This window comes from Pseudomonas khorasanensis, assembly GCF_014268505.2.
Taxonomy (GTDB): Bacteria; Pseudomonadota; Gammaproteobacteria; order Pseudomonadales; family Pseudomonadaceae; genus Aquipseudomonas; species Aquipseudomonas khorasanensis.
This window is the reverse complement of the sequence record NZ_JABWQP020000004.1, coordinates 123,712-146,936: the sequence shown is the minus strand read 5'-3', so window position 1 is coordinate 146,936 and position 23,225 is coordinate 123,712. Positions and strand designations below refer to the sequence as shown.

16 protein-coding genes are annotated in these 23,225 nt (G+C 60.2%); 3 read left to right on the top strand and 13 right to left on the bottom strand.

The features are described 5' to 3' along the window. Positions 1 to 897, bottom strand: a complete 897-nt coding sequence (locus HU727_RS12190; protein ID WP_186531794.1) for a GNAT family N-acetyltransferase — start codon at positions 895 to 897, stop codon at positions 1 to 3. After that, complete coding sequence (msbA, locus tag HU727_RS12185; protein ID WP_186531795.1) at positions 891 to 2,711, bottom strand: lipid A export permease/ATP-binding protein MsbA; 1,821 nt, start codon at positions 2,709 to 2,711, stop codon at positions 891 to 893. The genes HU727_RS12190 and msbA overlap by 7 nt, the downstream gene beginning before the upstream one ends. Before the next feature lie 129 nt (positions 2,712 to 2,840). Here msbA and HU727_RS12180 point away from each other — a divergent pair, with 129 nt between their 5' ends. Then, entirely contained in the window at positions 2,841 to 3,494 is a 654-nt protein-coding gene (locus HU727_RS12180; protein WP_186531796.1) for a lipopolysaccharide kinase InaA family protein, read from the top strand. A 3-nt stretch (positions 3,495 to 3,497) separates the two neighbouring features. Here the strand turns inward: HU727_RS12180 and HU727_RS12175 are convergent, their stop codons facing one another. The 11 genes from HU727_RS12175 to glnE all read right to left on the bottom strand — a co-directional run bounded on the left by HU727_RS12175 (position 3,498) and on the right by glnE (position 18,117). Beyond that, entirely contained in the window at positions 3,498 to 4,958 is a 1,461-nt protein-coding gene (locus HU727_RS12175) for a hypothetical protein (RefSeq protein WP_186531797.1), read from the bottom strand. A gap of 48 nt (positions 4,959 to 5,006) precedes the next feature. Next, complete coding sequence (locus HU727_RS12170) at positions 5,007 to 5,915, bottom strand: glycosyltransferase family 2 protein (RefSeq protein ID WP_186531798.1); 909 nt, start codon at positions 5,913 to 5,915, stop codon at positions 5,007 to 5,009. Then, positions 5,908 to 7,662 carry a carbamoyltransferase family protein gene (locus HU727_RS12165; RefSeq protein ID WP_186531800.1) on the bottom strand — a complete coding sequence of 585 codons (1,755 nt, stop codon included), beginning with the start codon at positions 7,660 to 7,662 and terminating at the stop codon, positions 5,908 to 5,910. Before HU727_RS12165 ends, HU727_RS12170 begins: the two co-directional genes overlap by 8 nt. A 354-nt stretch (positions 7,663 to 8,016) precedes the next feature. Beyond that, entirely contained in the window at positions 8,017 to 9,468 is a 1,452-nt protein-coding gene (locus tag HU727_RS12160) for a lipopolysaccharide kinase InaA family protein (RefSeq protein ID WP_186531802.1), read from the bottom strand. Further along, complete coding sequence (locus tag HU727_RS12155; RefSeq protein WP_186531804.1) at positions 9,468 to 10,220, bottom strand: lipopolysaccharide kinase InaA family protein; 753 nt, start codon at positions 10,218 to 10,220, stop codon at positions 9,468 to 9,470. Before HU727_RS12155 ends, HU727_RS12160 begins: the two co-directional genes overlap by 1 nt. Next, positions 10,217 to 10,951: a lipopolysaccharide kinase InaA family protein gene (locus HU727_RS12150; RefSeq protein ID WP_186531806.1), complete on the bottom strand. Its 735-nt coding sequence runs from the start codon at positions 10,949 to 10,951 to the stop codon at positions 10,217 to 10,219. Before HU727_RS12150 ends, HU727_RS12155 begins: the two co-directional genes overlap by 4 nt. After that, a complete protein-coding gene (gene rfaP, locus HU727_RS12145) occupies positions 10,951 to 11,757 on the bottom strand; it encodes a lipopolysaccharide core heptose(I) kinase RfaP (RefSeq protein ID WP_186531808.1) in 807 nt (268 codons plus the stop codon). Before rfaP ends, HU727_RS12150 begins: the two co-directional genes overlap by 1 nt. Further along, complete coding sequence (locus tag HU727_RS12140; RefSeq protein WP_186531810.1) at positions 11,758 to 12,879, bottom strand: glycosyltransferase family 4 protein; 1,122 nt, start codon at positions 12,877 to 12,879, stop codon at positions 11,758 to 11,760. Further along, positions 12,879 to 13,940 (bottom strand): lipopolysaccharide heptosyltransferase I, encoded by a 1,062-nt coding sequence (gene waaC, locus HU727_RS12135; protein ID WP_186531812.1) that lies wholly within the window; start codon positions 13,938 to 13,940, stop codon positions 12,879 to 12,881. Before waaC ends, HU727_RS12140 begins: the two co-directional genes overlap by 1 nt. Position 13,941: 1 nt before the next feature. Beyond that, complete coding sequence (waaF, locus tag HU727_RS12130) at positions 13,942 to 14,976, bottom strand: lipopolysaccharide heptosyltransferase II (RefSeq protein ID WP_186531814.1); 1,035 nt, start codon at positions 14,974 to 14,976, stop codon at positions 13,942 to 13,944. Positions 14,977 to 15,177: 201 nt separating this feature from the next. Continuing rightward, positions 15,178 to 18,117 (bottom strand): bifunctional [glutamate--ammonia ligase]-adenylyl-L-tyrosine phosphorylase/[glutamate--ammonia-ligase] adenylyltransferase, encoded by a 2,940-nt coding sequence (glnE, locus tag HU727_RS12125; RefSeq protein WP_186531815.1) that lies wholly within the window; start codon positions 18,115 to 18,117, stop codon positions 15,178 to 15,180. Between the two features lie 384 nt (positions 18,118 to 18,501). On the opposite strand from glnE, the gene aceE reads away from it, so the two are divergent. Further along, a complete protein-coding gene (gene aceE / locus HU727_RS12120; protein WP_186531816.1) occupies positions 18,502 to 21,147 on the top strand; it encodes a pyruvate dehydrogenase (acetyl-transferring), homodimeric type in 2,646 nt (881 codons plus the stop codon). A gap of 11 nt (positions 21,148 to 21,158) precedes the next feature. Beyond that, on the top strand, positions 21,159 to 23,111 hold the full coding sequence (aceF, locus tag HU727_RS12115) for a dihydrolipoyllysine-residue acetyltransferase (RefSeq protein ID WP_186531817.1): 1,953 nt from the start codon (positions 21,159 to 21,161) through the stop codon (positions 23,109 to 23,111). The last annotated feature ends 114 nt before the right edge of the window (positions 23,112 to 23,225 follow it).

The window sequence follows — 23,225 nt, the reverse complement described above, 5'->3', positions numbered from 1 at the left end:
TCAGACCTTGTAGACGGGCACCGTGTGGCACCAGCGATCCTTGTATTCACGGTCGGCGCGACCGAATGAATAACGCAGTGTCTTGCCCAGCGCCTGAGCATCCGCCCAGGCCTGCTGGGTATTGACGAAGCTCAGTACGCTGCCCGGGCTGAACTCGCGGCTCTGCGGGTCGACGCCGCCGTTGACGTATTCCAGCGACACCCACTGGGGCGCTTCGACGCGGTAAAGAATCTGGATAGCCACCGGTGCCGACTCCAGCATCACCACCGACCCGGTCATGAATTCGCGCAACAGCGTGAAGACCTCGACCAGTCCGGCCTTGCCGGGCACCTCGAAACCCCATCGGCGCTGGAACAGGTCGCCGTAAGCGGCGGCTTGCTCCTGCGGTGTCAGGTCCGACATCGGCACCAGCGAGCCGCCCGCCTCTTCCAGCAAGCGCTGTTCGCGGCGCTGGTTGTAACGAAACTTCTTCGAGTAATCCTCAGGCAGCCGCGCCAGCGCAAGCCCCTCGGGTTGGGCGCGCAGGGTGCTGATTTGCCCGGCATTTAGTTGCGACACATACGCCATGCGCTGGCGCACCGGAACCACAACGTCCGGGGCAATCGGCAGGATCAGTTCGGCATTGCCCATGTCGAGCAGGCCGCGTTTGCCCTCGCGCTTGAGCACCTCTTTGGACAGAGCGGCGTGCCTGCCCCAACAAGCGACGGCAGCGACAACTTCGCCATCAACGACCCAGCCAAGGTAGCGCAACTGGATCCCGACAAACGTCGACAACCGCTCCACGACCTCGGGATGGGTGGCGAAACTGCCACCGAAGCGCTGCCAGGCAATGGCATAAGCGGCCTTGTCGATCTCGCTCCATCCGCGCTCTCGCCAGACGCGAAACGCCGTCAGCATAGGTCGGTCGCATGGGTCGGTTGCAGCTCGTCACCTTCTTCGAATTCCTTGGCGTGCAACCGGGCGTAGTAACCATTGAGCGCCAGAAGTTGTGCGTGACTGCCCCGCTCGACAATCTTGCCCTCGTCCATGACCAGAATCAGGTCAGCCTTTTCGATGGTGCTCAAGCGGTGGGCGATGACCAGGGTCGTGCGGTTCTGCACCACATGGTCCAGCGCTGCCTGGATATGCCGCTCGGATTCGGTATCAAGGGCCGAAGTCGCCTCGTCAAGAATCAGCAGCGGCGCATCCTTGAGCAGCGCCCGGGCGATGGCGATGCGCTGACGCTGTCCACCGGACAGCAGCACGCCGTTTTCGCCAACCAGGGTTTCATAGCCCTGCGGCATCTTGATGATGAATTCGTCGGCGTAGGCCTCGGTGGCCGCGCGCTTGACCTCTTCGAACGGCGCCCCCGCCAGATCACCGTAAGCGATGTTGTTGGTGACCGTATCGTTGAACAGCGTGACCTGCTGGGTGACCAGTGCAATCTGCCGCCGCAGGCTGCGCATGGTTAAATCCTGCACCTGCACGTCATCGAGCAGAATCTGCCCGTGCTCGTGCTGGTAGAAACGCGGAATCAGGCCGGCCAGAGTGGATTTGCCACTGCCTGAGCGCCCCACCAGCGCAACCATCTGGCCCGGCTCGACGACAAAACTGATGTCATCGAGAACCTTTTTCTCGCTGTTGGGATAACTGAAGCTGAGGTTGCGTACTTCCAGGCGACCGTCCAGACGGTCACGCTCGACCGTCCCGCGATCGACTTCCGCCGGCTCGTCCAGTTGTTCAAAAATGCTTTCGGCACCGGCCACGCCTTTCTGGATCGTGGAGCTGACTTCAGAGAGCTGGCGAATCGGTTTTGGCAGCAGGCCCGCCATGGTGATATAGGCCACGAGTTCACCCGGCGATGCATCCCCGCGAAGGTACAGAACCAGAAACATCACCACGGCCATGGCGCTGTAAGTCACCAATTGCAGCATCGGCGTATAAACCGCACCGGTCTTGGTCATGGTCAGTTGCTTGTCGGTGTTGCTCTGGCTGGCGTCACGGAAGCGGACCTTCTCGTACGTTTCGCCACCGAAACTGCGAACGACGCGATAACCATGAATCGTCTCGGACGCCACATGGGTGACGTTGCCCATCGAGACCTGAATTTTCTTGCTCTGCTTGCGGAATTTCTTACTGGTGCTGTTCACCATCAGACCGATGACCGGCAGGATGGCGACCATGACCAGCGTCAGTTTCCAGTTCATCCACAACAGGGTGCAGAACAGGAAAATGACTGTCATGCCCTCGCGGATCACCACTTTGATCGCATCTGTGGCGGCACCGGTGACCATGGTCACGTTGAAAGTGATGCGGGAAATCAGGTGACCGGAGTTGTTCTTGTCGAAGTAACTGTTGGGCAGATCAAGCAGCTTGTTGAACAGGACCACACGCAAGTCATGCACCAGGCCCAGGGAAACCCGCGCCAGGAAATAGTTGCCCAGATAGGAACCGACGCCTTGCCATACGGCAATCAGAACGATCAATAAAGGCACGCTCTCGAGCAATTGCAACTTGCCCAGGTAAGGGTTACCGGGGAACAGGCTCGCCTCCGGGTTGGCCAGGCCGTCGACAAAGTATTTGAGGATGTAGGCCAACATCGGCTGGGTCGATGCGAAAATCAGGAAGCCAACGATACTCAGGATGAACAGGCCGGCGTATGGCCGCACGTAAGCCAAAAGGCGGAAATAGATCGCCAGCGTAGACTGGGCTTTCGGTTCAGGACTGCTCATGGGAATCCGCGCAAATCAGTGAGGCGGCGATGATATCACAGGCCCTTTTGCGCCAATCAACATCACTGGGCGCCAGCCTTGGCCAAGTCGGTTAAGATAGCCGGCTCACGATGGGGGAGTCAGTCAGGCATGCAATCGATCGATCACAGCACTTACGAGGCACTGCGTAAAGGTGCCCGGGTACTCGAGGCCGATGGCTGCGGCGATAAAGTGCTCAGGTTGGCCGACGGCCGCATGCTCAAGCTGTTTCGCCGCAAGCGCCTGTTGAGTTCGGCGCTGTTCTTTCCCTACGCCCAGCGCTTCGCCAATAACACAAGGGCGTTGCAGCAGCGTGGCATTCTCTGCCCGAACGTCATCGCGGTTTATCGTATTCCCAGCATTCAGCGCGACGGTGTGTATTACGCACCACTGGCCGGCGAAACCGTGCGCCAGTTGCAAGGCACCCCGCAAGAAACCGACACACTGCGTGCCGAACTCGGCGCGTTCATCGCGCAACTGCATGAAAAGGGCGTTTACTTCCGCTCATTGCACTTCGGCAACGTGGTACAGACTCCGGAAAATCAACTCGGCCTGATCGACATCGCCGACCTGCGCTGCCAGAGGCGAGCGCTGAGCGACAGCAAAAGACTGCGCAATTTCGCCCACTTGCTCCGCTACAAGGAAGACCGGCAATGGCTGCTGGGACAGGATGCTGGCGAGACGTTCCTTGAAGGCTACCAACAGGCGCTACCACGCAGCGGACAAGCCCCGTTTATCGATCGCCTGCGGCCGTTGCTGAGCTGACGCTTACTGGCCGATGATCAAAATCGTGGCGCCCTTGCGATTGGCGAAACGTTCGATGATGCGCATCTTGTGCGCCACCAGCCATTCGCTCAGCCATGGTTCATCGCCCTTACCTTCAATCAGAAAATATCGGTATTGACCGGCATGTTCCGCGGACATCGCCTGCTCACGGGTCAGTGTCGGCAGGACATAACCCCGCCCCGCGTAGTAGCTGATGCGCCCGTCTTCGAACCAGGCGGCTGCATCAGGCTCGACATGCGTCGACACCCAGCGGCCAGCTGCCACATAGTGGGTTTTTCCGGCACCGGTGGAGATCACATTGGACAGCATCACCAGTAGCGCCACCACTACCAGAACCTTGCTCCAGCGCGGACACTGCCGGGCAAACGCCGCCATCCCCATCGCCAGCACCGGTACAAACAGCAGATTCAGGAAGCTCAGGTAGCGCGTGTTCATGAACTGCATTTTGATGAAGAACACGATCAGCACCACCAGGTACAGCAGCGCAGCCCAGGCGAACGGACGATAGTCACGCCAGTAAACGCCCAGCACACCCCAGTTGCGGCGCAGCACAAACGGCGCGGCGAACGGCCCCATCAGCTTGATGAAAGTGATCGTCATCGTGCCCAACATGCCGAAGAACACGATGCGCCCGGCTTCGTCCTGCGAATATTTATTGATCAGGGAATGGGCGAACTGATCCGAAAGCATCTGAAACGAAGCGTACACGCCCTGCGGCGCAATCATGTCCAGGTAGAACATGAAGCGCGCCGACATGAACACACCCCAGGCCGATGCGGCCAACAACCCCAGCACAGGCAGCAGGGCAAACTGCAGCACTCGGCTACGCTGCCCGGACGACCACAGACCAGGCAATTGCCACAGCCCCAGCGCAGGCAACAGCAGCAACGCCTCAAGACGAAACAGCGCGGCTGCCAAAATGGCCAGATGAATCATCGCCGCCCTGAGCCAGCCGCCAAGGGCTTGCCAGCGCAGTGCCTGCCACAGTGTCAGGGTGCAGAAAAACCAGAAGCCGCATTCGCGGATGATGTCATTTCGAAAGGCATTGAATGCAGGCATCGCCAGCACTATCAGACACGCCCAGCCGGCCAACTCGGGGGAGCGTCGGCGGACACAGTCCACCATCAAGGCACTGGTTCCAGCGAAAAACAGACCGCACCAGAGATAGGCGCTTAACTCCAGGGGGAGATGCAGAACGCGATGCGTCAACGCCAGAAGGAGAGAAAACCAGGGCCAGTCAAAATGCTGCCAGGCGGCGTCAGTTCCGTGCAGGACCACCTGTTGCGCGGTGTCGATGTACAACGCCGCATCGCGCCCCACCGTTGCGGTACCCAACACTGCAATCAGCGAAAGCACAACGCTTGTCCAGAACGCCACACTGACCGGTCGCTCGCTGATTACCTGAACAGCCTTGGCCGCCCATTTACTGTCCGTACCGTTCACCCAATTCCCTCAAACATCACGCGCCACAGGTACGCAAAAAAAAACGATCTATCGAAGCAGCAGGCGCAAGGCTTTGCGCATGTACGACCAACGCCCCAGGATGCGCCAGTCGGCACGTAGCGCTTGCATATAAAATGTTTTCGCCAACGCGTATTCGCGATGGGAGTAGCAATCGCGAAACAAAGAGAGGCAACGTTGTGCCAGATAGGCCTGGCGCAGATCGTGGAACTCCTGCGGCATACGCTGAATGGAGAAGACCTCGCTGACCACTTGCTCCGTACCCGCCGCGAGGCTCTGACGCAGATCATGCCGCATGCTGTCGGCGTGTTTGTAAATGAGCGCCAGAGGTTGCTCCAGCACACTGCAAGGATAACGCGCCAAGACCTGGGCGAAGACCGGAAGATCTTCAACGTTGCGCAGGTGTTCGGGATAGTTGCCCGGTGCAAACACATCGCGATGCATCGCGCAGGCACCGTTGGAAATCGACACGGTTTTATCCAGCAGATAACCTCTGACCCGTTGCCGAGCCCCGACCGGCAATGGTTTTACCGCCTGCAGGCTGCGCTTGCCGCCCGAAAAAATCGACCAGTGAGCACCGATGATCATACGGCTGTCAGGGTGACTGGCGATGTGGGCGGACAAAGCCGCCAGTGCGCCCGGAGCCATTTCATCATCTGCATCGAGAAAAACCAGAAATCGCCCGGTCGTTTCCTCGATACCACGATTGCGCACCGAAGATAACCCGCCATTACGCTTGCGTATTGCACGAAAGCGTCCGGCATTTTTGGCCAACAACGCTTGAATGACCTCAGGCGTCGCATCAGTGGAACCGTCATCGATAACCAGAAGATCTGCGGTCGCCTCATGCAACTGCGCCAGCACCGATTCCACAGCCCGTGGCAGCGATCTGGCGTAGTTGTACGCAGGAATGACGACGCTGATCAGTGTTTCAGTCAAGACCGTTTCCTTGCACACCGTCTTTGACGACAAGAATATCTTCCATGATCAGATACTGCAGGTCAGAGCCGAAAAACATGTTCAACGCGTCGGTCGGCGAACAGATCATCGGCTCGCCGCGACGATTGAGCGAAGTGTTCAACGACACACCATTGCCGGTCAGGTTCTCCAGCGCCTTCATCATGTCGTAATAGCGCGGATTGTATTCACGCTTGAGCACCTGGGCGCGGGAAGTACCGTCTTCATGAACGACTTCCGGTACGCGGGTTTTCCATTCTTCCGCCACTTCAAAAGTAAACGTCATGAACGGCGCGGGATGATCGATCTTGATCATCTGCGGCGCGACAGTGTCGAGCATCGATGGGCAGAATGGCCTCCAGCGCTCGCGGAACTTGATCTGGTGGTTGATACGATCAGCAACACCCGCCACGCTCGGGCAACCAATGATCGAACGACCACCCAGTGCGCGCGGACCGAACTCCATGCGGCCCTGAAACCAGGCCACCGGATTGCCTTCTACCATGATTTTGGCGATCTGCTCCGGCATATTGTCGAGCTTGCGCCAGGTCGGCTTGTTCTCGTGACGGGCACACGCAGCGATCACGTCCTCGTTGCTGTACGACGGGCCGAGGTAGACGTGCTCCATCTTCTCGACCGGCACACCACGGGCGTGAGACACGTAAGCCGCAGCGCCAACTGCGGTGCCGGCATCGCCGGACGCTGGCTGTACGAACAGCTCTGTGATGTCGTCGCGGGCAATGATTTTCTGGTTCAGCTTGACGTTCAATGCACAGCCACCGGCGAAAGCCAGTTTGCCGGTTTCCTTGAGCACGTCGCCCAGGTAGTAGTCGATCATCTGCAGCGCCAATTTTTCGAACAGCGCTTGCATGCTCGCAGCGTAGTGGATGTAAGGCTCGTCGGCGATGTCGCCCTCACGCTTGGGGCCCAGCCACTCGATCAGCTTCGGCGAGAAGTAGAAGCCTTTGCCCTTCTCCTTGTAGCGACGCAGACCGATGACGTTGGCATAGTCGGTATTGATCACCAGCTCGCCGTTCTCGAAAGAGGCCAGGCGGGAGAAGTCGTATTTGCTGGCGTCGCCGTACGGCGCCATGCCCATGACCTTGAACTCACCGTCCAGCATCTCGAAACCGAGGAATTCGGTGATCGCACCGTACAGACCACCGAGGGAGTCGGGATCGAAGAATTCCTTGATCTTGTGAATCTTGCCATTCTCGCCGTAACCGAAGAAGGTCGTGGCGTACTCGCCCTTGCCATCGATGCCGAGGATCGCGGTTTTCTCTTTGAAACCCGAGCAGTGATAGGCGCTGGAGGCGTGAGCCAGGTGATGCTCGACCGGCTCGATCTTGATTTTCTTCGGATCGAACCCCAGCTGCTCGAGGCACCAGACGATCTTGTTGCGATAGCGCTTGTAGCGACGGTTGCCCATCAGGATCGCATCAAGCGCGCGGTCCGGGGCGTACCAGTAGCGCTTGGCATAGTGCCAGCGGGCCTTGCCGAACAGGCTGATCGGGGCAAAAGGGATCGCCACCACGTCAACGTCGGACGGCTTGATGCCGGCCTGTTCGAGGCAGAACTTTGCCGATTCGTAGGGCATGCGGTTCTTTGCATGCTTATCGCGTACGAAGCGCTCTTCCTCAGCGGCCGCCACCAGCTTGCCGTCGATGTACAAGGCCGCTGAAGGATCATGGCTAAGGGCGCCGGACAGGCCAAGAATCGTCAATGCCACAGGGGTCTAGCCTCTTTAATCTGCGTTCAGGCGCGATGCGCCTTGAAAATTGATGTGTCTTCGCACAGGGCGAGGGACAGCTAAAGGGCGGGATTATAGCGTAAACGTCACTGAAATTACCCTGTACTAATTCACTCGTAGCGACGGAAGCAATAAACCGCGCCCAGACAATCAGGAGTCGCCTGCGCGCGCCGCGAACCAGACCGTCGCCGTGATACGCAAGGCAACACGTCAGCATTGAGGCAATGGCGTTGGGCAGTCGGCGATCAGCTCTGCGGGTGTAGGACAAGTCCGCAACGCTGTCTGATGCCGACAGACTGACTCGCATTCAATCGAGCCGGCTTGCAGAGCGATTCAGCCAGCGCTGGAGACGTCCTTCGGAAGCCGCTGATCAATCACCTCGTACAGCGCGCTGCTTTCTGGCCAGTTACGCATGAACCGCGCCCGGTCCCGGGCATACGCCGGGGCGAAGCTGCTCACCGAGCGGTGCTGACACATCGAATCCAGATCGATCAGTGCCCAGCGATCGTTCTGCCAGAACAGGTTGTGCCCTTTGAAGTCGCCATGGCTGATGCGCTCCGCGATCAATCGCGCGAACAACTGATCCAGGGCCAGTAGCTCCGACTCCGGCGCTTCGCCATTTTCAACGTACGGTGCAAAGCGTTCGATGATGTCGGGGCCCGGCAGAAATTCAGTTACCAGATACGCGCTACGGCGCAGCCACAAGAAACGCTTCTCCAGCACCGCCAGAGGTTTGGGCGTGGCAATGCCGAGGAAGGCGAGACGATTGCCTTCGCGCCACGAATGCCAGGCCCGGCTCGGGCGCCAGAATCGCTTGAGCCAATGGGCAAACCCCTTGATGTTGTAGCGTTTGATCACGAGTGTGCGCCCGGCCGCCTCGACTTTGCCGACGCTGGCCGCGCCGCCGGTCTTGTAAAGATGACCCTGATCGAGCAACGCATCCGCCTGGTCGAGCACAGGCAGCATGGCGGCTTCTTCCTCGCGGCGAATGGCGCGCAAGGCAAATGCACTGCGCTGAACTGCAAACAACGTGCAGTCGCGGCCGACCTTGATCAGATAGTCCCTGAGCCGCCAGCTTCGGACCTTGTCGATCTGTTTCTGCAACGCCTCCAGCGGCAACGCATGCTCGCTGTTGCTCAGCAGGTAATGCACCAGCAACTCTTCGGTGAAGGGTTCAAGTACCTTGGGCAACTGGGCGAAAAAAACACCGAGGTTTTCCAACACTTTTTGCCGGGACAATGGCTGGCCCGCCGTCTCAACGCGAACTCCTGCGCCGTCGATCAGATACAACTGACCGCCATGACGCAGCAGGTTGTCCAGGTGCAAGTCTTCCTGCCAAAGCCCTTTACCGTGCAGCCGGCCAATGGCATCGAGTGCCTCGGCCAGCACGGCGGTTTGCTCATCGGCCAGCGGCGGCAGCGACTCGAGCTTTGCCCAGGCATCGCCAAGGCTTTCTGCGTCTTGAAGAAACTCAAAAAGCAGCCAGCCGCCCTCGCCGTCTTTCAGGCCATCCGCCAAAAGCAGCGGCGTGGTCATACCTTGAGCCGCCAGCAGCCGCACGCCCGCCAGCTCACGCTGGAAATGCCGCGCGGCTTTGCTGCCGACCAATAATTTCGCCAGTACCGGCCGGCCGCGCCAGACACCGGCACCGACATAGCGCTGTCCCGGCAGCACGCGCAGCAGGCTCAGCAATTGCAGATCTGCCGCGCCGGCCGCGTCCGCCAGGGTCACGGTCAGCGGCAGTGAAGGGGTACGCCCGGCTTGGGCCAGCTCGGACAATTGCATCAGCGAGTCTCCTTGTGGCTGCGCCGCGCCGTCAGCTGGACCAGCCAGCGGTCGAGCAGCGAACTGTCTGTTGGCTGGTCGAGATAGGCGGCGAGCAATTCGCGCAGCTGTGCCTCGCTCCACTGCGGCGCGCGGCGCTGCAGCGGCTCAAGATCCTTGATCCGGTCGCGCATGCCAAACAGCAACGGCCGGGTTTTCTCCAGATCGATCAGCTGCGCCTCGTAGCCTTCGCCGGTGGCGCGCAGGAAAATATGCTTGGGATAGAAACAGCCGTGCACTTGACGTGACCCGTGCAGCCGTCGCGCCAGCAGCCCGCACGCCTTGAGGATGGCCGAATGCTGCGCCGCACTGAGCTGCGCCCAGAGCCCGAGCAGCGATTCCAGATCGCTCCAGCCGTCCAGAGCGCGGGTCAGCAGGATCGCGCGAATCTCGCCATTGACTTTGCGCTCGCCGAAAAAGACCGCTTGCAGCGCGGGGATACCGAGCTTGCGATAACGGCTGATATTACGAAATTCACGGGCAAAGCTGGGCTCACCCAATGGCGCATGCAACGTGCGGGTCAGGTAATTGCTCTGACGCTTGAGGTAAAAGCCCCGGCCTTCCAGATCCAGGCGGAACACGCTGCTCCAGCCGCCATGGGCGGTGTTGGGCTCATCCACCGCCTCAAGCTGCTTGGCCCACAGCGCATCGAACGTGCCGAGACCATGGCGCTCAAGCAGCGCCCGGTCTTCTTCGGCAAGAAAGTCAGTCATTCACGTCCCTCAAAAAATCTCACCACGTGCCGAATCCGTTTCTTGTCGGCCACATCAAGCCGATCGCACTGGCGATATTGCTTATAGAAACGCAAGCGCTGGGTATTGGACAGGTGATATTTGGCCAGTTTGTCGAGACAGGCCAGGTCCTTGGTGATCCGGTATTTGAGCCAAAAACCACGCCAGAACTCACCATTGGGGCAATCGATAAGAAATATCCGGGCCTGATCGTCAATCAACAGGTTGCGCCATTTCAGGTCGTTATGGGTAAACCGGTGCTCATGCATCGTGCGCGTATACCCGGCCAATTGCCGACTGACACCATCGACCCAGGCAGCATCCTTGAGCTTCGGATCCTTACGTTCGGCCAGTGCCGAAAGGTCTTCGGTATTGGGCAGTTCACGGGTAATCATCGCGCCACGGTCATAGGCCGCGCCACGTCGCTCCAGACCCCAGGCCACCACCTCGGCAGTCGGAATGCCCCACTTGGCGAAGCGCTTGAGATTCTGCCATTCCATCTTCACGCGCGGCTTGCCCAGGTAGCGGCGCAGACCCTTGCCTGCGCCGACGTAGCGCTTGACGTAATAGTTGACGCCGTTGCGCTGCACGCGGATGACCTCCGACAGCGGATCGCGGGTCAAACGTTCGCCTTGCAGGGCAAACACAGCTTCGAGGCTGCCGAAGTCTTCGGCAAGATCGCTGTACTGCGGCTCAAGCGTCCAGCCCGCCATCAGAGCGCATCCCCGTAACGCTGCTTGCGATCATAGAGTTTGTCGGCCTTGCCCTGCAGCCAGTTCAGCAACGGCGCTTCCTCAGCCAGAATCTGCCGTAGCGGCTGCTGAAAATAGCCTTTGAGGAAACGCAACTTGTCACGGCGGGTCAGGCCAATGTCCAGCGCGGAAAAATACAACCCCGCCAGATCCTTGTTACGCCAGCGCCGGGTGATCGCCGGGCGGGTCTGGGCGCGGTGCAGGTCGATGATCGAAAGTTTGAAGTCTTGCGCCGTCACCGGTTTGTCGGTGTGCAGCAGAAAGTGGCAGATGTAGCAGTCGCGGTGATTGACGCCCGCGCGGTGCATCATGCCGGTCATCCGCGCAACTTCGGCGATCAGCGCGCGCTTGAGCGCCGGCTCGGGCGGCTGCTTGACCCAATCGATGCTGAAGTCTTCGAGGCTGATGGTCGGCGCCAGCTCTTCGGTGACGATGAACGAATGCTGATCCGCCGGATTGCTGCCCTTCTCGCCGTAGGCAACAGCGGTCATGGTTGGCACGCCAACTTCCTGCAGACGCTGAATGGCTTTCCACTCTTGCCCCGCACCGAGCACCGGCAGCTTGGCGGTCAACAGATTCTTGAAGATCTCGCCCCAGCCGATGCCACGGTGAATCTTGACGAAAAACCCGTGGCCGTCGACCTCCGTGCGCAATGTCCGACGGGCTTCCAGCTCGCGGTATACCTCGCCCTGCAAGCCTTCGACTTCAGCGAACGGGTCGCGTCCGGCCCAAAGGCTTTTGAACGGTTCAGCCAGCATCAACTTCATTTAAGCGTGCTCCGCCAGAATCACATCCGCCGCGTGCTGCGGCATGCTGTAGAGGTCGGCCGTCTCGGCGAAGGCCAGACCATTGCGGCTCCAGGCCGCCCGTGCAGAGTTATCGCTCAGCATCTCGGTCAGGTACTGCGTCAGTTGCGCCTGATCGAACGGTTCGTCCAGCACTCGCCCGGCGTCCGCCTCGGCGATGTAATGGGCGTAACCGCAGACCGCGCTGACCAGCACCGGCAGCCCGGCGACCAGCGCTTCGAGCAGCACGGTGCCGGTGTTTTCGTTGTACGCCGGGTGAATCAACAGGTCGGCGCCGAGCAGGAAACGCGGAATATCGCTGCGCCCCTTCAGAAAGGTCACGTTGTCGCCCAGGCCCAACGTTGCACTCTGCATCTGGAACAACTTGGGGTCATCCTGGCCGATTACAAACAGCCGGGTACGATTCTTCAGGTCGGCAGGCAATGCGGCCAGCGCCTTCAGGCTGCGATCGACACCCTTGGTCTTGAACCCGGAGCCGATCTGCACCAATAGCAGCTCGTCATCCTTGAGGTTGAATTCGGCGCGAAAACCGGCGCGAATTTCGTCCGCGTCTGCCGGACGACGGCGATCCTGAGCAATGCCCGGTGGCAGCAGATGAAAGCGCTCGAGCGGGGTGTCGTAATGCTTGATGAACAGCGGCTGCTGCACTTCAGAAATCATCAGCACTTCGGTTTTCGCATCCTTGGCGAACACCGCGCGCTCGTATTCGGCGAAGTGGCGGTAGCGACCCCAGCGGCGATACAGCGAGTTACGCAGATTCTGCGCCTTGTCTTCAAAGCAGCCGTCGGCGGCGTAGTAGACGTCCAGACCCGGCATTTTGTTGAAGCCGATCAGACGATCCACCGGGCGCCTGGCCAGATCCGCCTCCATCCACGCGCTGAGTTTTTCGTTTCGACGGTGATTGAAGAACGCCTTGACCGGCGCCACCAGCACTTCGAAACCGGGCGGCACGTCACCTTCCCAGATCAGCGTGTAGACGCGAATGCTGTGGCCGCGCTTCTGGCATTCAAGGGCGATGCGCATGAAGTCGCGCTGCAAGCCACCGAACGGGAAATATTTGTACAGGACGAATGCCAATTGCATCAGCGCAGCTCCTCAGCCATCAACAACGTGCTCAGTCGGCTGGCGACACGCTCGGGGTTCAGACGCGTGAAGCACAAAGGCTGCTCACGCTTCAGGTCAAACTGACGGGCATCCTGCGCGGTCGGTTGGTAAGTGCACTTCTTTTGCAGACAAGGGGCGCAGGGGAAATCGCTGGCCAGGTGAATCTGCAGTCTGCCGTAGGCGCCCGTCAGGCCCGGATTGGTCGGACCGAACAGGGAAATGGTCGGCACATCCAGCGCAGCGGCCAGGTGACCGAGACCGGTGTCCACCGCCACACAAGCCTGCGCGCCGGCGAGGACTTTGCCGACGCCAGCCAGATTGAGTTTCGGCAGTACTTCGGCATGTTTGAAACCGGCGGCGATGCGTTCGGCCCGGGCCTTTTCCTGAGGATTGCCCCACGGCAATTTCACCCCGACGCCGAGGTAGCCGACGCGCTCGGTCAATTCGCGCCAGTAGGCTTCCGGCCAGTGCTTGCTGTCCCACGTGGTGCCGTGAAGGAAAACCACGAAAGCGTTCTTGCGCGGCAGCTCGACCAGTCGTTCGACGCTCAAGCCGTAATCGCCAAGCCCTTTAGGCAAGTCGTAACCGAGGGCGATGGCGAAGAGTTGCCGCACGCGCTCGACGGCGTGCTGACCACGAGCGACGGCGAGCTTGCGATCGTAGAAACGCGAAGCCATCGGCTCGCGGGCCGACCCCTTGTCGAGGCCGGCCACCGGGGCTTTGACGTAGCGGGTCAGCCACGCACTTTTCAGCAGGCCCTGGGCGTCGATCACCAGATCGTATCGGTTGGCGCGCACGCTTTGCTTGAAGCGTTTCCACTCACCGCTGGTGAGCGTCTTCCAGATATTTTTACGCCAGCGCCGGATCGCCACCGGGATCACTTTGTCGACGGCAGGGTGCCAGGTCGGAAGCTCGGCGAAACCTTCTTCCACGACCCAGTCGAACTTGATCCCGGGGATGGCCCGGGCCGCGTCGGTCAACGCCGGCAACGCGTGAATAACGTCGCCCAGCGATGAAGTCTTGATCAGCAATACCCGCAAGTTAATGAACCTCGACCACAGAGCCCTGCAACTTCTGCAAGGCATCGTTGACCGCGTCCGGCATCAGCTGGCGCAGGCAGTTGTAATGACCGAAACGGCAAGTCCGATCAAAGCATGGGCTGCATTCGATACCCAGCCGGACGATTTCGACCTGCTCGGCCAATGGCGGCGTGAAGCCGGGCGAAGTGGACCCGTAAACCGCGACCAGCGGACGATTCAACGCAGCGGCGACGTGCATCAGGCCCGAGTCGTTGGAGACGACCGAGTCGGCGCAGGACAGCAGGTCAATAGCCTCGGCCAGGGAAGTGCCGCCGCTCAGATTCACCGATTCTTCGCGCAGACCCGGGATCAACCGCGCACGAATGTCTTCGCCGACAGCGTGATCATTTTTCGAGCCGAACAGCCAGACCTGCCAGCCTTCGCGGATGCGCGCTTCGGCGACTTTGGCGTAATGCTCGGAAGGCCAGCGCTTGGATTCGCCGAACTCGGCGCCGGGGCACAGGGCCAATACCGGACGGTCCAGGGACAAACCAAACCTGGCCAGCGCCGCTTCGCGGGTGACCGGATCGATCTGCAGATTCGGGCGCGGATAGGGTTTCGGCAGCTCGGCATTCGCCTCATAGGCCAAGGCCATGAAACGCTCGATCATCAACGGATAACGTTCTTTGTCGAGGGTACGCACGTCGTTGAGCAGGCCATAGCGGAACTCGCCGCGCCAGCCGGTGCGTTTCGCGATGCCGGCGAAAAACGGCACCAGCGCCGACTTCAGCGAGTTGGGCAGCAAAATCGCCTGATCGTACTGACCTCGCAGGGATTTTCCGATGCGCCGACGCGTCGCCAGTTCCAGCGCGCCGTGGCCGAGCGGGAAGCTCAAGGCCTTGCGCACTTCAGGCATGCGTTCAAGGATCGGCCGGCTCCATTCGGGCGCCAGCACGTCGATTTCGCATTGCGGGTGGCGCTGTTTGAGACACTGAAACAGTGTCTGCGCCATCACCATGTCACCGACCCAACTGGGCCCAACGATCAAAATATTCATGTGGTTTCCAAAAACGAACCGGGGAGGCATTTACGCCTCCCCGCCTCGAGAATCCAGCACTCGCCAGCTTTGACTGACGGGGCATTTGGACAAGCAGGTAAAGGCTCGCCGGATCAATTCGTACACATTTCAGTCAGCATAAACCTTTGTGAAGAGGGAGCTTGCTCCCTCTTCACAGGATTACGCATTCACATTGACGCCTTAACTTAACCCCAACTCTTTCCAGATCCGCATCACCTGTCGACGCTCGTCGGCAAACTGGTCGCCCGGGATGACCCCGGCGTCCTTCTGCAAGGCTTGCCGGTGAGCGGCAGAGCGGTAGGCTTTGTAGGCCTCGCGCAACAGACTGGCATCTTCGGCAGGCATCAGCCCTTCGTGTTCCAGCTCTTCCAGAATGCGGATGTTATCGGTCCAGCGCAGCAATGGCGGATGGCTTTGCGACCACGCCAGGGCCGCGTATTGCACCATAAATTCAATATCGACGATACCTCCGGCGTCCTGCTTGAGGTCAAACGGGGCGGTCGCGTCAAAGGCATTCGCCGCTGTACCGGCCGCGGTGCTTTTGGTGCCAAGGTTGTCACGCATCTTCGCGCGCATCTCGCTGACTTCCTGTTGCAGCTTCGCCAGATCACGGTTTCTGCCCAGCACCTGGGCGCGCACTTTCTCGAACGCCTGCCCGACATCCTGACTGCCGACCAATACCCGCGCGCGCACCAGCGCCTGATGCTCCCACGTCCAGGCTTCATTTTCCTGATAGCGGGCAAACGCGCCGAGGGAACTCACCAACAGCCCTGAAGCACCGGACGGCCGCAGGCGCATATCGACTTCATAGAGCTGACCCGAGTTGGTCTGCGCCGTCAGCAAGTGAATAATCCGCTGCCCCAGCCGTGTAAAGAACTGAGCGCCATCGATCGGCTTGGGCCCGTCGGTTTCCGCCTGCGGGTCGCCGTCGTGAATGAACACCAGATCCAGGTCGGAACCGTGCCCCAACTCCAGCCCGCCAACCTTGCCATACCCGACGATGATGAAGCCGGGATCGCACAAGGTGCCGTCCGTGCGCAGCGGCGTGCCGTACTTGGCCACGGTCTGGCGCCAGGCCAGCGCCAGCACTTGCTCGAGAATCGCTTCGGCCAGCCAGGTCAGGTAATCGCTGACCTTCATCAAGGGCAGGCTGCCGGCAATTTCCGACGCCGCCACGCGCAACCGGTGCGCCAGTTTGAAGTGACGCAGAGCCTCCATCTGCTGCTCGAGGTCGTCCTCGGGAATCCGCGTCAGTCGCTCGCGCAACTCGGCCGCCAGTTCCGGCGCCAGCGGCGGCTTGAACAGGCGACCTTCGTTGAGCAATTCGTCGAGCAGCAGCGGGAAACGAGTGATCTGTTCGGCAATCCAAGGGCTCGCCGCACACAACGTCAGTAGACGCCGCAGCGCGCCGGGATTTTCCGTCAGCAGCACCAGATAAGCCGAACGCCGTGCGACCGCTTCCACCAGCGGCAGCACCCGTTCGAGCACCAGGTCGGGGTTGTCATGTTCCACCGCTTGGGCGAGCAATCGCGGAATAAAGGCATCCAGCCGTTCACGCCCCAGTCGCTGCATCGCGCGCAATTGCGGACTGCCGCGCAGACCGGCCAGCGCCTTCAAGGCTTTGCCGGCATCGGCGAAACCGCCCTCCTGCAATTGCCGGCAGGCGGCCTCTTCGTCCTGTTCCTCCTCCCACAGAGGCAGCCATTCACCGCCCACCACCACTTCGCTTTCGCTGCCCTCTTCTTCATCGGGATCGGCAATCACCTGAGCGAAATGCCAGGCCACGCGTCCGCGCCAGAACATCAGCTTTTCGTGGAAAGCCTCCCAGTCGGGAAAACCGAGCATGAACGCGATACGCGCCTGATCCTGTGCGCCGTCCGGCAACATCTGCGTCTGGCGGTCGGCAATCGCTTGAATCGCATGTTCGGTGTAGCGCAGAAACTCGTAACCTTCACGCAACTCACTGACCACCGCCGGCGGCAGATAGCCCTGGCCTTCCAGCGTGCTCAACACCTTTAATAGAGGGCGCTGCTGCAGGCTCAGATCGCGGCCACCATGGATCAGCTGGAAAGCCTGGGCGATAAACTCGACTTCACGAATGCCGCCCGAGCCGAGCTTGATGTTGTCGGCCATGCCCTTGCGCCGCACTTCCTGCTGGATCAACTGCTTCATGGTGCGCAGCGCTTCGATCGCCGAGAAGTCCAGATAACGCCGGTAAACGAACGGACGCAGCATGTCGAGCAGTTGCGCGCCGGCCATTTGATCGCCAGCAACCACCCGCGCCTTGATCATCGCGTAGCGTTCCCAGTCGCGGCCCTGGTCCTGGTAATACTGCTCCAGCGCATTAAAGCTCAGCACCAGCGCGCCGGACGAACCGTAAGGGCGCAGGCGCATGTCGACGCGAAACACAAAACCGTCGACCGTCATCGGGTCAAGCGCCTTGATCAAACGTTGGCCGAGGCGGATGAAGACTTCCTGGTTGTCCAGCGAGCGTTTCACCCCAACGGTTTCACCGCCCTCGGGGTAGGCGAAGATCAGGTCGATGTCCGACGACAGGTTCAGCTCCACCGCGCCGAGCTTGCCCATGCCGAGGACGACCATGTGCTGCGGCAAACCGCTGCGCCGGCCCGTCGGCGTACCGAACTGCTCGCAATGGCGGCCGTACAGCCATTGGTAAGCCTGATCAATGGTGGCGTCGGCCATGTCCGACAGGTCGCGGCAGCTTTGTATCAGATCAGCCTGGCGGGTCAGGTCACGCCAGATGATTCGCACCTGATGGCGCGTACGCTGGCGGCGCAGGACGCGACCAAGCTCGTCTTCGGTTTGTGCGGTGTTCACCGCAGCGGCAATCTGTGCGCACAATTCGCCGGGCGCAAACGGTCGATCGAGTTCGCCTGACTGCACCAGCGATAGCAACATCAAAGGGTCACGAACGCTCTGTTCAATGACAAACTCGCTGGCAGCGCAGACGCGGGCGAACTGCGCCCAGCGCTCGGGCGACCAGTTCGAGAGGCCGTGGTCATCTTCAAGTGAGGCGACGGCCGTACGGAACGACTGCTCCGATCGGCTGACCAACGGCAGGAGAATGGCGGGCAGATCGGCAAGCACGGGCAGGGTCATGGTCTATCCTTGATCGGCGTGGAAATGGCCGCTTGTAGTGAATGATGAAAACCCGCTACGTGAAGGACTGTCGAACAAAAGTTAGAAATAGCTGAAATTTCTTCTTCTTTGGCACGGAGCATCAAACTTTCACCTGATTCGGATGGAAATCGACCCGCCTTAACGATTATTCTCACAACGCAGTCGGAGGCCACAAGCCTTTCATCTGTAGTTTTACTACTCGTCTATACATTCGAAAGGCTGAAATGCCGGAAGATTTGTAGTAAAACTACACGCCGCCGGAACAACCTGTCGGCAATCCAAGAATTTTAAATCGTCTGCCCACAAGGCCAGTCGCAAACTCAGGCAACCGATTCTGGAAGCCTTTCCGCCCTGGAGCAAGCCATGCAAGACCTCGATCCCGTCGAAACCCAGGAATGGCTGGACGCCCTGGAATCGGTTCTCGACAAAGAAGGCGAAGACCGTGCTCACTATCTGATGACCCGTATGGGCGAACTCGCGACCCGCAGCGGCTCGCAGCTCCCTTACGCCATCACCACGCCTTACCGCAACACGATCCCCGTTACCCACGAAGCACGCATGCCTGGCGACCTGTTCATGGAACGCCGCATTCGCTCGCTGGTACGCTGGAACGCGATGGCCATGGTAATGCGTACGAACCTGAAAGATTCTGACCTGGGTGGTCACATCTCCAGCTTCGCTTCCAGTGCGACCCTGTATGACATCGGCTTCAACTATTTCTTCCAGGCCCCGACCGACGAACACGGCGGCGACCTGATCTACTTCCAGGGCCACACCTCTCCAGGCGTTTACGCCCGTGCATTCATGGAAGGCCGCATCACCGAAGACCAGATGAACAACTTCCGTCAGGAAGTCGACGGTCAAGGCCTGTCGTCCTACCCGCACCCGTGGCTGATGCCTGATTTCTGGCAGTTCCCGACCGTATCGATGGGTCTGGGCCCGATCCAGGCGATCTACCAGGCACGCTTCATGAAGTACCTGGAACACCGCGGTTTCATCCAGCCGGGCAAACAGAAAGTCTGGTGCTTCCTGGGCGATGGCGAGTGCGACGAGCCGGAATCCCTGGGCGCGATCTCCCTGGCCGGCCGCGAGAAGCTGGACAACCTGATCTTCGTCATCAACTGCAACTTGCAGCGCCTCGACGGCCCGGTTCGCGGCAACGGCAAGATCATCCAGGAACTCGAAGGCGTGTTCCGCGGTGCTCAGTGGAACGTCACCAAAGTCATCTGGGGCCGTTTCTGGGATCCGCTGCTGGCCAAAGACGTCGACGGCATCCTGCAACGTCGCATGGACGAAGTCATCGACGGCGAGTACCAGAACTACAAAGCCAAAGACGGCGCGTTCGTCCGTGAACACTTCTTCAACACGCCTGAACTCAAGGCGATGGTTGCCGATCTGTCCGACGACGAGATCTGGAAACTCAACCGTGGCGGCCACGACCCATACAAGGTCTACGCGGCGTACCACGAAGCGGTCAACCACAAAGAACAGCCGACCGTCATCCTGGCCAAGACCATCAAGGGTTATGGCACCGGTGCCGGCGAAGCGAAAAACACCGCGCACAACACCAAGAAAGTCGATGTCGACAGCCTGAAGCTGTTCCGCGACCGCTTCGACATTCCAGTCAAAGACGAGGAGCTGGAGAACCTGCCGTTCTTCAAGCCAGAGCCAAACAGCGCCGAAGGCCGCTACCTTGCCGAGCGTCGTGCCGCACTGGGCGGTTTCGTGCCACAGCGCCGCGCGCAGAGCTTCAGCGTACCGACCCCGGACCTGGACACTCTCAAGGCCATTCTTGATGGCTCGGGCGACCGTGAAATTTCCACCACCATGGCCTTCGTGCGAATCCTCGCGCAACTGGTCAAGGACAAGGAAATCGGCCCGCGCATCGTTCCGATCATCCCGGACGAAGCCCGTACCTTCGGTATGGAAGGCATGTTCCGTCAACTGGGCATCTACTCCTCCGTTGGCCAGCTCTACGAGCCAGTCGATAAAGACCAGGTGATGTTCTACAAGGAAGACCAGAAAGGTCAGATCCTTGAAGAAGGCATCAACGAAGCGGGCGCCATGAGTTCCTTCATCGCGGCCGGTACTTCGTACTCCAGCCACAACCAGCCAATGCTGCCGTTTTACATCTTCTACTCGATGTTCGGCTTCCAGCGTATCGGCGACCTGGCCTGGGCTGCGGGCGACAGCCGTACCCGTGGTTTCCTGATCGGCGGCACCGCAGGCAGAACCACCCTGAACGGTGAAGGTCTGCAGCACGAAGACGGTCACAGCCACCTGCTGGCTGCCACCATCCCGAACTGCCGCACCTACGATCCGACCTACGGCTACGAGCTGGCGGTGATCATTCAGGACGGCATGAAGAAGATGACCGAAGAGCAACAGGACATCTTCTATTACATCACCGTAATGAACGAGTCGTACCAGCAGCCAGCCATGCCGGCCGGTGCCGAAGAAGGCATCAAGAAGGGCATGTACCTGCTTGAGGAAGACACCCGCGATGCGGCGCACCACGTTCAGTTGATGGGCTCCGGCACCATCCTGCGCGAAGTGCGTGAAGCGGCGAAGATCCTGCGTGAAGAGTTCAACGTCGGCGCCGACGTGTGGAGCGTCACCAGCTTCAACGAACTGCGTCGCGACGGCCTCGCCGTTGAGCGCAGCAACCGTCTCAAGCCTGGCCAGAAGCCGAAGCTGAGCTACGTCGAAGAGTGCCTGAACGGCCGCAAGGGTCCGGTCATTGCCTCTACCGACTACATGAAGCTGTTCGCCGAACAGATCCGTCAGTGGGTACCGTCCAAGGAATTCAAAGTCCTGGGCACCGACGGTTTCGGCCGCAGCGACAGCCGCAAGAAACTGCGTCATTTCTTCGAAGTCGACCGTCATTTCGTGGTGTTGGCAGCCCTGGAAGCACTGGCTGACCGTGGTGATATCGAACCGAAAGTGGTGGCTGAAGCCATCGTCAAGTTCGGCATCGACCCGGAAAAACGCAACCCACTGGACTGCTGAGGAGACATTTTGTGAGCGAACTCATTCGCGTACCTGACATCGGCAGCGGTGAAGGTGAAGTAATTGAACTGTTTGTGAAGGTCGGCGACCGTATCGAAGCCGACCAGAGCATCCTGACCCTGGAATCGGACAAGGCCAGCATGGAAGTGCCGGCCCCGAAAGCGGGCGTCATCAAAAGCCTGAAAGTAAAGCTGGGCGACCGTCTGAAAGAAGGCGACGAACTGCTGGAGCTGGAAGTCGAGGGCGCTGCTGAAGCCGCCCCGGCGCCTGCTGCAGCGCCTGCCGCCAAAGCCGAAGAAAAACCGGCTGCAGCGCCCGCCGCCGCGCCCGCCGCTGCCCCTGCTGCCGCTTCGGTGCAGCAAGTGCATGTGCCGGACATCGGTTCGTCGGGCAAGGCTCAGATCATCGAGATCCAGGTCAAGGTCGGCGACACCGTCGAGGCTGATCAATCGCTGATCACCCTTGAATCCGACAAGGCCAGCATGGAAATCCCGTCGCCTGCCACTGGCGTGGTCAAAGCCATCAGCGTCAAGCTCAACGACGAAGTCGGCACCGGCGACCTGATTCTGGATCTGGAAGTGGCAGGTGCTGCGGCCCCTGCTGCTGTCGCTCCGGCTCAGGCTGCTGCGCCTGCTGCTGCCGCTGCGCCAGCCCCGGCTGCTGCTCAGGCTGCACCGGCCGCCGACAGCGTTCAGGACATCCACGTTCCAGACATCGGTTCGGCCGGCAAGGCCAAGATCATCGAAGTGCTGGTCAAGACGGGCGATACCGTCGAGGCTGATCAATCGTTGATCACCCTGGAATCCGACAAGGCCAGCATGGAAATTCCATCGCCTGCCGCTGGCGTGGTTGAAAGCGTTTCCATCAAGCTGGATGACGAAGTCGGTACCGGCGACCTGATTCTGAAGCTGAAAGTCAAAGGCGCAGCACCTGCTGCTCCGGCGCCGGCTGCCGCTGCGGCACCAAGCGCTCCGGCTCCTGCCGCTGCTGCTCCGGCAGCATCTGCGCCTGCCGCCGCTCCAGCCGCCGCACCGGCCAAGCCGGGTGCGAAAGTTCACGCCGGTCCTGCCGTGCGTCAACTGGCCCGCGAGTTCGGCGTCGAGCTGAGCGCCGTCGGCGCCAGCGGCCCGCACGGTCGCATCCTGAAAGAAGACGTGCAGGTTTACGTCAAGGCGATGATGCAGAAGGCCAAGGAAGCGCCGGCTGCTGGCGGTGCTACCGGTGGCGCGGGCATCCCGCCGATCCCGGTCGTCGACTTCAGCCGTTTCGGCGAAATCGAAGAAGTGCCGATGACCCGCCTGATGCAGATCGGCGCGTCGAGCCTGCACCGCAGCTGGCTGAACATTCCGCACGTGACTCAGTTCGATTCGGCTGATATCACCGAGCTGGAAGCGTTCCGCGTGGCGCAGAAGGCCGTTGCAGAGAAGGCCGGCGTCAAGCTGACCATCCTGCCGCTGCTGCTCAAATCCTGCGCGCACATGCTCAAGGAACTGCCGGACTTCAACAGTTCGCTGGCTCCGAGCGGCAAGGCGATCATCCGCAAGAAGTACGTCAACATCGGCTTCGCCGTCGACACTCCGGATGGTCTGCTGGTACCGGTCATCAAGAACGTCGATCAAAAGAGCCTGTTGCAACTGGCAGCCGAAGCCGCTGCACTGGCCGCCAAGGCCCGCGACAAGAAGCTCACCGCTGACGACATGCAAGGCGCCTGCTTCACCATTTCCAGCCTGGGCCACATTGGCGGCACCGGCTTCACGCCGATCGTCAACGCGCCGGAAGTGGCGATCCTCGGTGTTTCCAAGGCAACCATTCAGCCAGTCTGGGATGGCAAAGCCTTCCAGCCGAAACTGATGCTGCCGCTGTCGTTGTCCTACGATCACCGCGTGATCAACGGTGCTGCTGCTGCCCGCTTCACTCAACGCCTGGGCAGCCTGCTGGCGGACATCCGCACCATCCTGCTGTAACTCGATCGGCCCTCCGGCAACGGAGGGCCGATTGGCGTCCCCTTTCGAGCGCCACACGCTCGTACCTCAACCCCGTCAGTTTGACGGGGCTTTTTTTTGCCTGAAATAAACCGG